This is a genomic window from Allotamlana fucoidanivorans (assembly GCF_006265225.1).
Taxonomy (GTDB): Bacteria; Bacteroidota; Bacteroidia; order Flavobacteriales; family Flavobacteriaceae; genus Allotamlana; species Allotamlana fucoidanivorans.
This window is the reverse complement of the sequence record NZ_VDCS01000009.1, coordinates 206,431-218,001: the sequence shown is the minus strand read 5'-3', so window position 1 is coordinate 218,001 and position 11,571 is coordinate 206,431. Positions and strand designations below refer to the sequence as shown.

Here is an 11,571-nt window from a genome sequence, read left to right as displayed (position 1 = left end):
AAAGAATAAAAGAAGTTGAAAAATTACTAAATTACAGACCTATTAGAAAGTTTAATTATAATAACCCTATTGAAGTCCTAAATAATAAGTGTGTTGCACTTATGGGTTGAACTCAGCATTTATAAATGATACTTAAAACCTTCTTTATTTTAATAGTTTTAAACAAAAAATAAGATATGACTACAGTTGACGACCTGATCAATGTGCTGGTACTAGAAAAAATAAATGATCACGAATTTAACGGCATAAGTAAAAGTGTAGGGAGTCCAATTGTGTTTGGTGGTCAGGTTTTAGCCCAGGCTTTAAATGCAGCATGTAGAACCATTACTAATAACAGAGTATTGCATTCTATGCATGCTTATTTTCTTGAGGCGGGTAGTTTAAGTTATCCTATAACTTATCAAGTGAGTATTGTGCGCGATGGTGGGAGTTTTTCGGTAAGGCGAGTAACCGCCCATCAAAAAGGGAATACTATTTTTATATTGTCGGCTTCCTTTCATAAAAATGAAGAGGGTTATAACCATCAAATAGAAATGAAAACGAACCTGAAGCAACCCGAAGATTTGTTGAGTTGGACAGATATTTTACATCAGTTTGGTGATTTTTTGCCCAAAAGTTTAAAAGCTTTTTTTGAAATAGATCGCCCTATAGAATTTAAGCCTCAACAGTTGATAAACCCGTTAGAACCTAAAGACTTGCCACCGTATCTTGATGTGTGGTTTAAACTAAAGGGAAATACTAACAATCTGGATTTGGCAACAAAACAACAAATTCTTACATATATTTCAGACTATAATATACTAATTTCAACCATGAATCCACATGCCAGCAAAGCACACTGGGGAAATACACAAACCGCTAGTTTAGATCATTCTATGTGGTATTTTAGAGATTTTGAGTTTGATGATTGGATGCTGTTTTCCATTGAGTCACCTAGCGCTTCAAAAGCCAGAGGTTTTACCAGAGGTAATATATTTACTAGAGCAGGTAAGCTAGTGGCATCCGTGGCTCAGGAAGGCTTAATTCGCCCCATAAAATAATGACACAAAAGTATTTAAAAATAGGACATAGAGGAGCCAAAGGGCATCTCGCTGAAAATACCATAGAGTCTATTACAAAGGCTTTAGAATATCATGTTGATGGTATTGAGATTGATGTGCATAGATGTGCTACAGGAGAGTTGGTGGTGTTCCATGATTTTACCTTAGATAGAATGACCAACGGAACGGGTGAAATGGCAGCGCATAGTTTTGAAGCTTTAAGAAAACTTAAGATAGATACCTATTATCAGATTCCAACACTTGAAGAAGTTTTAAATTTGCTTTGTAACTCGTGCCTGTTAAATATAGAATTAAAAGGGAAAAACACAGCAGAAGGAACTGTACAAATAATTAAAGATGCTGTCAAAGGGAAAAAGTGGTCTTATAATAACATAATTGTATCCAGCTTTCAACATCATGAGCTGGAACATGTTTTTAAGCATGACAAAAATATTCTATTGGGGGTATTAACAAAGGCGAATATGGATGAAGCCTTGGAGTTTGCAAAAACAGTTAATGCGGTGGCCATTCACCCTAATGTTGCCTTAGTCACGCGGTCTAATGTAAAGCGAGTTCAAGAATTGGGCTATTCAGTTAATGTTTGGACAGCGAATGAAAAAGCAACCATTGAACGTATGAAAAAATATGGGGTGGATGGTATTATTTCTGATTACCCCGATAGATTATGATGCAAAAAGATGTAATTATAGTTGGTGGCGGTGCAGCAGGTTTTTTTGCAGCTATCAATATTGCAGAACAAAACCCTAAGCTGCAAGTTGCTATTTTAGAGCGAAGTAAAGAAGGTCTTGCCAAAGTAAAGGTGTCCGGTGGTGGGCGATGTAATGTGACCCATGCCGAATTTATACCGCAAGAACTCATAAAGAATTACCCTAGAGGTGCGAAAGAGCTACTAGGGCCTTTTCATCAGTTTATGACAGGAGATGTTATAACGTGGTTTGAAAAGCGCGGTGTTGCATTAAAAATAGAGGAGGATGGGCGTATGTTTCCAGTTACCGATTCTTCTCAAACTATTATTGATTGTTTTCTAAGTGAAGCAGAACGGCATCAGGTAGCTGTGTTCTACAATCATGCGGTAAAAACAATTCAGCCTAACGAAAACGGGTTCTGCATAAATACAACTCATGACACGTTTGAAGCTGGAACACTTTTAGTAGCTACAGGTAGTAATCCTAAAATATGGCAGGTAGTAGAAGGCTTAGGGCATACCATTTCAAAACCAGTACCCTCGTTATTTACTTTTAACATTGCAGATGAACGTATTAATGGCATTCCTGGTGTTGTGGTGTCTCATGTTTTAGTTGAGGTGGTTGGGACTGATTTATATAGCGAAGGACCACTTTTAATCACGCATTGGGGTATGAGTGCACCTTCTATTTTAAAACTTTCAGCTTTTGGGGCTCTTGAGTTAGCTCAATGCAATTACAAATTTCAAATCAAAATAAATTTTATAGGTGAAGCCTATCAAAGTTGTTTAAACCAACTAAAACTATTAAAACAAAATTTAGCAAAAAAAACCGTGTATAAGTCTACACAATATGATTTACCCAAAAGATTGTGGCATAAATTGGTGTTAGCTTCTCAAATGACCCAAGATACACGTTGGGCAGATATGAATAAGGGGCATTTAGAGGAGTTGGCCAGGCAGTTAACAGAAGCTATTTTTCAAGTGGATGGTAAAAGTACCTTTAAAGAGGAGTTTGTAACCGCTGGGGGTGTTGATTTAAAAGAGGTTAATTTTAAAACCTTTGAAAGTAAGAAAGTAAAAAATCTATATTTTGCAGGAGAAGTTTTAAATATAGATGCTATAACTGGAGGTTTTAATTTTCAAAATGCATGGACAGGAGCCTATATTGCCGCTCAGAACATTTCAAAATAAATGAAAACATATATTGCTTTGCTTAGAGGGATAAATGTGAGCGGACAAAAGAAAGTGCCCATGGCTGAATTAAGGCAACTGCTTTCAGACTCAGGATTGTTTAATGTGAGTACCTATATTCAAAGTGGTAATGTGGTATTTCAATCTGTTGAAACAAACATAAAGCAGTTAGAAGCACAGATTCATGATACTATTCAATCACATTTTGGTTTTGATGTTCCAATTTTGATACAACAACTTGAAGCATTACAATACATTTTTGATGCCTGTCCGTTTTCACCCAATAAAAAACAGAATAGTTATTTTATGCTGTTGTATGATGCTCCAAAGGAAGAGCTTGTAGCAGACCTGTATAAAGTAAGCTATCCTAATGAAGAATTTGTAGTTACAGAACACTGTGTTTATTTCTATAGTGCACTGGGTTATGGCAGAGCCAAGTGTAGTAATAATTTCTTTGAGAAAAAATTAAAAGTAACAGCTACCGCTAGAAATTATAAAACTATGGTAAAGTTATTATCTTTGAGCGCTGAAAATTAAAACATGACAGAAACTTATTTTATTCCTAAGCCTTACACAACATCTGTTGAAAGCGGTTGTTTTACTTGGTCTTCTCCAAGCAATATAGCGCTTGTAAAGTATTGGGGGAAAAAGAAAAATCAGATTCCAGAAAATCCGTCTATTAGTTTTACTTTAAATGAATGTAAAACAATAACCACCTTGCGCTTTTCAAAAAAACAACACAGTGAAGGGTTTTCATTTGAGGTGTTTTTAGATGGGAAACAACAAGACGATTTTAAACCAAAGGTAGAAACGTTTTTTAAGCGGGTAGAGGTTTATTTACCGTTTTTAAAAGACTACCATTTTACAATAGAAACCTCCAACACCTTTCCGCATAGTTCAGGTATTGCTTCTTCAGCTTCGGGGATGAGTGCCTTGGCTCTGTGTTTAATGAGTGTTGAAAGCGCCCTGAGTGATACCTTAGAGGAAGCATTTTTTATTCAAAAAGCCTCTTTTTTAGCGCGATTAGGCTCAGGAAGTGCTTGCAGAAGTCTTGAAGGCGATTTGGTGGTTTGGGGCAAGCATGAGGCTATTCAAGGAAGCTCTAATTTATATGGGGTCAAATATCCACTTGAAGTCAACACCATATTTAAAGATTTTCAGGATACTATTTTATTAGTTGATAAAGGTGAAAAACAGGTTAGTAGTACGGTGGGGCATGGTTTAATGCATGGGCACCCGTTTGCTCAAGAACGTTTTAAACAAGCACACAAGAACCTAACGGCATTGTCTGAAGTTTTGCAAAAAGGGGATTTAGATAGTTTCGTTTCTATGGTTGAAAGTGAGGCGCTCACACTTCATGCTATGATGATGACCAGTATGCCTTATTTTATTTTAATGAAACCCAATACTTTGGAAATCATAAATAAAATTTGGAACTTTAGAAAAGAAACTGGTTCAAAAGTATGCTTTACTTTGGATGCTGGTGCTAATGTACATGTGCTATATCCTTTTAACGAAAAAGAAGTTGTTTTGAAATTCATTCAAAATGAATTAGTTGCATATTGCCAAAATGGACAGTATATTTGCGACCAAATCGGTTTCGGTGCAAATAAAATAGAATAATAACCTTATTTTGTTTAAAAAATTTGTATTTTTAGTAAACAAAATAAAGTTTGAACCGTATTAATTTTATGAAAGGACCACTTTTTTATTCGAAGATTCTCCTGTTTGGCGAGTATGGAATCATTAAAGATTCTAAAGGCTTATCTATACCGTATAACTTTTATAATGGTGCGTTAAAAAAGAGTGAAAACCTTTCAGAGCAAGCCTTAAAATCAAACGAAAGCCTAAAACGTTTTGCCGAATATATAGCTCATATTGATGAGGATATTGTACAGTTTGATATTGAACGCCTTCAGCACGATGTGAATTCAGGAATGTATTTTGATTCTTCAATACCCCAAGGTTATGGTGTTGGTAGTAGTGGTGCTTTAGTAGCAGCTATTTATGATAAATATGCCTTCAATAAAATTACGGTGCTTGAAAACTTAACACGTGAAAAGTTATTGAAACTAAAGACTATTTTTTCATCTATGGAATCTTTTTTCCACGGAAAATCTTCAGGTCTTGACCCTTTAAACAGCTATTTAAGTATTCCTATTCTTATAAACTCAAAAGATAATATTGAGGCCACCGGTATTCCAGCGCAACAAAGCGAAGGTAAAGGAGCCGTGTTTTTAATTGATAGTGGTGTAGTTGGTGAAACAGCACCCATGGTGAGTTTGTTTATGGAAAAAATGAAGCAAGAGGGGTTTCGTAATATGCTGAAAACACAATTTATAAAGCATACCGATGCTTGTGTAGAGGATTTCTTAAATGGCGATGTTAAATCGCTTATAAAAAACACAAAGCAGTTATCTAAAATTGTTTTAAATAATTTTAAGCCCATGATTCCTATACAATTTCATGAGTTGTGGAAAAAGGGTATTGAAACCAATGAATACTTTCTTAAACTTTGCGGATCTGGCGGCGGCGGGTATATTTTAGGTTTTACAGAAGATATAGATAAGGCTAAAAAATCATTATCTGATTATAAATTGGAAGTAGTTTATAACTTCTAAATTTCATTTACCTTTAAGGTTTACCTGAGCTTTTTCAAGGTTTTATCAAATTGTTTTAAGATGCTGTCTAGAAAACAGAAACACATTCTACTTAAGTTCTTTAGCATGTTTTCGGTTGTAAGAGGATACAATATCCTTATTGTTATGTTAGCTCAGTACCTTACATCGGTCTATATTTTGGCGCATGACATACCGGTAAGACAAGTGGTTTTTGATATAAATTTATTTATGCTTGTTTTGGCCTCTGCGGCTACTATTGCGGGGGGCTACATCATTAATAATTTTTACGACTCTGAAAAGGATTTAATCAATCGACCTATAAAATCAAGGCTAGATCGCTTAGTGAGTCAAAACACCAAATTGTCCTTTTATTTTGTGCTTAATTTTCTAGCGGTTATAATGGCTAGTTATGTATCTTTTAATGCGGTAGTATTTTTTTCTATTTATATTTTTGGTATTTGGTTTTATTCACACAAGCTCAAAAAGTTGCCTTTTGTAGGTAATTTAATTTCGGCTATCTTAACCATTACACCTTTTTTTGCTATTTTTTTGTACTACAAAAATTTTGAAGCGGTCATTTTTGTACATGCTATTTATTTGTTTCTTATGATTTCAATGCGCGAGCTGACTAAAGATTTAGAAAACATAAAAGGCGACGTGGCTCAAAATTACATTACTATTCCAGTGGCTTATGGTGAACAGGTTTCAAAAATTATGCTAACGCTTTTGGCAGTATTAACACTAGTTCCAGCATACTTGCTCATATTTAAATTTGAAGTAGGTTATATGGCGCTCTTTTTTTATTTCAGTATTTTTCTTTTAGGAGTGTTTTTGTTTTTGCTCTGGAAATCACAAACAAAAATACACTACTTGATACTGCACAATATTTTAAAATGTATTATTCTAGCTGGGGTGTTTAGTATACTGTTATTAGACCCAAGTGTGATTTTGAACCGTATTTAAAAAAGTTTTGGGCGTTACCCTTAACACGTTAAGGGGCAGGCTTTCGGCAGTCGCTCCCTCCTAGCGTCGGGGGGCTTCAACAAATGCCTCAATCCTTAATGCAGAAAAACAAAATGTAACATAAAATATAGAATCGTAATATTAAGTATATCTTTGCATAAAAATTATCATTATGAATAGACAAGAAGGAGGAAAAGGAAAGGGGAGACCATCAGGACGTGGTCAAGGAAATAAGCGTTTTACAAGTTACGCCAGAGGAAATGCTCCTATAAAAAAGTCTAGCCCCCAGCCCAAAAAAGCAAATGATTCTGATGAAATAAGGCTGAATAAATATGTAGCAAATGCAGGAGTTTGTTCGCGTAGAGAGGCTGATGTACATATTGCTACGGGCTTGGTTTCGGTTAATGGGAAAGTAGTTACCGAGATGGGTTATAAAGTAAAGCCAGGTGATGAAGTGCGTTATGATGGTTCAAGAATAAGTCCGGAAAAAAAGACGTATGTATTATTAAATAAACCCAAAGGATTTGCAACCACCACAAGTGAGGGTAAAGGTAGAACGGTCATGGACTTAGTGGCCAATGCTACAAATGCTAAAATAAAACCTATAGGGCGATTAGGAAGAAACTCAAAAGGGTTATTGTTGTTCACCAATGACGATACGGTGGCTAAAAAGTTTACCAATTCAAAAAATGGAGTTCCACGCTTGTTTCATATTGAATTGGATAAAAATTTAAAACTTGAAGATTTAAAAAAGATTCAAAACGGTTTTAAAATAGAAGATAAACTTATAGAAGTTGAAGAAATCAGCTATATAGATGGTGCAAGTAAAAAAGAAGTTGGATTAAAAATTAAGAATACAGGAAATACCATTATTCGTACTATTTTTGATCATTTTAAATACGATCTTTTAAGTGTTGACTGTGTGGCTATTGGGCATTTAACCAAAAAAGATATTCCACGAGGGCATTGGAAACATTTAACTACTCAGGAAGTTAATACGTTGCAAATGCTATAATGATGTTATAATCTCAAATTAAAAGCAGTGCAGAAAGTGACTGGTCTTAATATATCGAAAGCAAGTCTACTGACAAACTAGTGGGTAAATTCGATTTTAGAGGTTTTTTAATGTTTATAGTTGTAAAAAAAAACATATATACCTAATAGTCTTTTTATTAAAATATTGTAGGAAATTGCATTTTTTGTTATTTTTATTGATAAACTATAGCTAAAAGACTACAATTATTTTATGAAGCACCTAATTTTTATAACCTGTTTGATTTCTATATGTTTTATCTTTCAGGCTAACGCGCAGTTTGAACTTAGCACAAAGAGTAGTGTTAGGGGGTTGAGGAATGGTACTGTTACTTTTACAGATTTTGATTCTGATGGAGATTTGGATATTTTAATATTTGGTAATGATATTTTGGCCAATGTTTATTCTCTGCTGTATCTAAATGATAATTTAGAATTGACTGAAAATGGGATTGACAATTTCCCGAATCTAAATGATGGTAATTTAGATTGGGCAGATTACAATAATGATGGAAAAATGGATTTGGCAATCATTGGGCATTCTCCTGAAAATAATGGTGCAATAAGTAGGGTTCTTACTTATGAGAGTGAGTTTGTTGATTCTAATATTGAGCTTCCTGGAGTAAGTAGAGGTTCTATAGATTGGGGTGATTATAATAATGATGGGCAAGAGGATATTTTAATTGTTGGTCAAGACAACTCAAGTGCTTCAATTACTAAAATATTTGAAAATAAAGATTCAGTATTTACTGAAATAGACTTGCCTTCCGTAGAAGGTGTTTCTTTTGGGAGTGCTTCTTGGGTTGATTATGATGGTGATGGCCTTTTGGATTTTATGATTACAGGAGTTACAGGTGTAGCTCCTAATACAGGAGACCCTATTACGCGTTTATACCGTCAAACAGAAACCGGGTTTGAGTTGGTTTTTGAAAATACATTTGAAGGTGTTCGACTTAGCTCTATAGATTGGGGTGATGCGGATAACGATGGAGACTTGGATTTACTGCTTACAGGTTTGACTGCTTCATCTCAAAATTACACAGGCCTTTATATAAATAACATTACATCTTTTACAGAAATGAATACAGGGCTTCCAAATGTAATTGAGGGGTTTGCTAAGTGGGCTGACTATGACAATGATGGTGATTTAGATATTTTAATTACGGGAAATGTTCCTTGGCCAGATGATAAGGTTTGTAAAGTATTCTCAAATGATCTACTTACTTTTACAGAAGTCTTTTCAGTTGAGGGAGTAGGTCAGTCTTCTGGAGGGTGGGCTGACTTTAATAATGACGGTTATTTAGATTTCTTTATAAATGGACAAAAGTCAAATTTTGATTTAGAAGCAGCTATTTATTTAAATACAACATTAATATCTTCAGAAAAATTATCTAGCAAAGAGCAAGAATCTTTAAAAGTGACCAATACAGCTCCAAGTACCCCTTCTGGGCTTTCAGAAGAAATTATCGGTAATAAGTTAAAGCTGACTTGGAATGCCTCCTCTGACGATAAAACAATGCAAAGTGCTATTACCTATAGTGTGAATCTTTACAAAGATGGAGAACTGTATATTCCGTCATTAAGTAATTCAGATGGTTTCAGAACTATTGTTGAACCTGGTAATGCAGGAGCCAATTTGTTTTTTATAACAGATAATTTGCCTAATGGTAATTATACATGGTCTGTGCAAGCTATAGATAACACTTTTTCTGCGTCTTCGTTTTCCAATATTTCTGGAGGAATTACTCTATCAAATAACACTCTTATTAAAAGTCCAATCAGTATTTTTCCCAACCCTACGAAAAACAAATTATATTTGAGTTTAAATGAACAAGGTGGTTCATATCAGTTGATTAATCTTTTGGGTAAAGTTGTTAGCTATGGTAATCTGAAAACTGACTATATCAATCTAGAAGGTGTTTCTTCAGGCGCTTATTTGCTAATGGTTCAATTAAATTCACAAACTATCGTAAAGCGTATAGTTAAACAGTAAGTCAAAATAGAAGACAAATTTAAAAAATGACGTACTTATATTTCTTTGTTCTTATGAGTTAATGTATTTAGATTAAACAGTTTATGAAAACAATAATTAAAAAGAAGTAATATCTTCTTTATTATTGCGATTTAAAAATGTTTGATGTTTATTTTATTCAGAAAACCAGATAGTTAGATCTTTTAAAGTACACTAAAAAAAGCTTAAAATTTTTTTAAAAAAAGCTTGGTGTATTGAAAAATAAACTACATTTGCCGCACCAAAATTTTAAAATGACATGGTTTAATACCCCTTAAGATTTTGGTTTAACGTATTAGCTGAACAAATTGAAACCTGTTTCTGTGTTCGGGCTTTTGAAAATTAGGAAGTCATATTCAAAAGCAGCTTATAGATTAAGTAACCGAATTTTAAAGCTAACTTCCGTGTCTCCTATACATGCTATACAGCATGAATACGCTTTTGTGCCTACTACGCGTCAAGAATTCCGTATTTGATAGTAATTATTTTTTATTGACTTAACGTGTAGTTAATCTGCACCATACATCTTTAACTCATATAATTACAACATACATTGAATACAAAATATACAGATTTAATCAATCAGACTTTTGATTTCCCTCAAGAGGAATTTAAAACTGATAAAGGACAATTACATTTTCATGGCATTGATTTAATGCAATTAATAAAACAGTATGGTGCGCCATTAAAGTTTACCTATTTGCCTCAAATATCTAACAATATTAATAAGGCAAAACAGTGGTTTATTAATGCCATGGAAAAGCATGATTACAAAGGCACTTATAACTACTGTTACTGTACAAAGAGTAGCCATTTTAAGCATGTTTTAGATGAAGCTTTAAAGAACGATATTCATATTGAAACATCATCTGCTTTTGATATTGATATTGTAGAAAATTTAAAAGAAGCTGGTAAAATAACTGATGATACCTATGTCATTAGCAATGGGTTTAAACGTGAACAGTATGTAACCAATATAGCCCGTTTAATTAACAACGGACATAGAAATGCCATTCCTATAATAGACAATTATGAGGAAATTGATTTACTATCTCAAGAAATTAAGGGTAAATTTAATGTAGGCATACGCATTGCTTCAGAAGAAGAACCAAAATTTGAGTTTTATACCTCTCGTTTAGGTATTGGCTATAAAAATATTGTGCCTTTTTACAAAAATCAAATCGCTAATAATGATAAGGTTGAGCTTAAAATGCTTCACTTTTTTATTAATACAGGCATTCGTGATAACGCTTACTATTGGAATGAACTTTTAAAATGTTTACGGGTTTATACGAGCTTAAAAAAGATTTGTCCGTCATTAGATAGTTTGAACATTGGAGGCGGTTTTCCTATAAAGAATTCATTAGCTTTTGAATTTGATTATGAGTACATGATTGATGAAATCATCAATCAAATTAAATTAACCTGTGAGGAAGAAGAAGTTGATGTACCCAATATTTTTACGGAATTTGGAAGTTTTACCGTGGGTGAAAGTGGTGGAGCTATTTATGAGGTGCTATACCAAAAGCAACAAAACGACCGCGAAAAGTGGAATATGATTAATTCATCCTTCATTACCACATTACCAGATACCTGGGCTATTAATAAGCGTTTTGTTATGCTGCCCGTTAACCGATGGAATGATAGTTACGAACGCGTACTTCTAGGAGGGCTAACATGCGATAGTGATGATTACTACAACAGTGAGCAACACATGAATGCCATTTATTTGCCTAAATACAATAAAGAGAAACCATTGTATATAGGGTTTTTTAATACAGGAGCTTACCAAGAAACCATTGGTGGTTTTGGCGGGTTGCAACACTGTTTAATTCCTACGCCAAAGCATATTTTAATTAACAGAGATGCTAATGGGAATCTCACCACAAAAGTATTTAGCGAACAGCAAAAGAGTGAAGATTTATTAAAAATATTAGGGTACCAAAAGGCTCAGGAGAAAGTTGTTGAAAAACCAATAATAGAGCTAACCGAAGTAGAATATTAAAC

The 11,571-nt window shown here is 34.0% G+C and carries 10 protein-coding genes and 1 pseudogene; all 11 read left to right on the top strand.

What is annotated here, in order from left to right:
* A pseudogene (locus FGF67_RS17710) lies at positions 1-110 on the top strand (IS30 family transposase); the annotation flags it as partial.
* A 66-nt stretch (positions 111-176) separates the two neighbouring features.
* Positions 177-1,040, top strand: a complete 864-nt coding sequence (locus FGF67_RS10905; RefSeq protein ID WP_139697660.1) for an acyl-CoA thioesterase — start codon at positions 177-179, stop codon at positions 1,038-1,040.
* A complete protein-coding gene (locus tag FGF67_RS10900) occupies positions 1,040-1,729 on the top strand; it encodes a glycerophosphodiester phosphodiesterase (RefSeq protein WP_139697658.1) in 690 nt (229 codons plus the stop codon). The genes FGF67_RS10905 and FGF67_RS10900 overlap by 1 nt, the downstream gene beginning before the upstream one ends.
* Positions 1,726-2,937 (top strand): BaiN/RdsA family NAD(P)/FAD-dependent oxidoreductase, encoded by a 1,212-nt coding sequence (locus FGF67_RS10895; protein WP_139697656.1) that lies wholly within the window; start codon positions 1,726-1,728, stop codon positions 2,935-2,937. Before FGF67_RS10900 ends, FGF67_RS10895 begins: the two co-directional genes overlap by 4 nt.
* Positions 2,938-3,474 (top strand): DUF1697 domain-containing protein, encoded by a 537-nt coding sequence (locus FGF67_RS10890; protein ID WP_139697654.1) that lies wholly within the window; start codon positions 2,938-2,940, stop codon positions 3,472-3,474.
* A gap of 3 nt (positions 3,475-3,477) precedes the next feature.
* Complete coding sequence (locus tag FGF67_RS10885; RefSeq protein WP_139697651.1) at positions 3,478-4,560, top strand: diphosphomevalonate/mevalonate 3,5-bisphosphate decarboxylase family protein; 1,083 nt, start codon at positions 3,478-3,480, stop codon at positions 4,558-4,560.
* 68 nt (positions 4,561-4,628) lie between these two features.
* Complete coding sequence (locus FGF67_RS10880; protein WP_139697650.1) at positions 4,629-5,558, top strand: mevalonate kinase family protein; 930 nt, start codon at positions 4,629-4,631, stop codon at positions 5,556-5,558.
* A 60-nt stretch (positions 5,559-5,618) separates the two neighbouring features.
* A complete protein-coding gene (locus tag FGF67_RS10875; protein ID WP_139697648.1) occupies positions 5,619-6,521 on the top strand; it encodes a geranylgeranylglycerol-phosphate geranylgeranyltransferase in 903 nt (300 codons plus the stop codon).
* A 172-nt stretch (positions 6,522-6,693) separates the two neighbouring features.
* Positions 6,694-7,536 carry a pseudouridine synthase gene (locus tag FGF67_RS10870; protein WP_139697646.1) on the top strand — a complete coding sequence of 281 codons (843 nt, stop codon included), beginning with the start codon at positions 6,694-6,696 and terminating at the stop codon, positions 7,534-7,536.
* Between the two features lie 231 nt (positions 7,537-7,767).
* Entirely contained in the window at positions 7,768-9,546 is a 1,779-nt protein-coding gene (locus tag FGF67_RS10865; protein WP_139697644.1) for a T9SS type A sorting domain-containing protein, read from the top strand.
* A 571-nt stretch (positions 9,547-10,117) separates the two neighbouring features.
* Positions 10,118-11,569, top strand: coding sequence for an arginine decarboxylase (locus tag FGF67_RS10860; RefSeq protein ID WP_139697642.1), 1,452 nt, complete (start codon positions 10,118-10,120; stop codon positions 11,567-11,569).
* Positions 11,570-11,571: the final 2 nt, after the last annotated feature.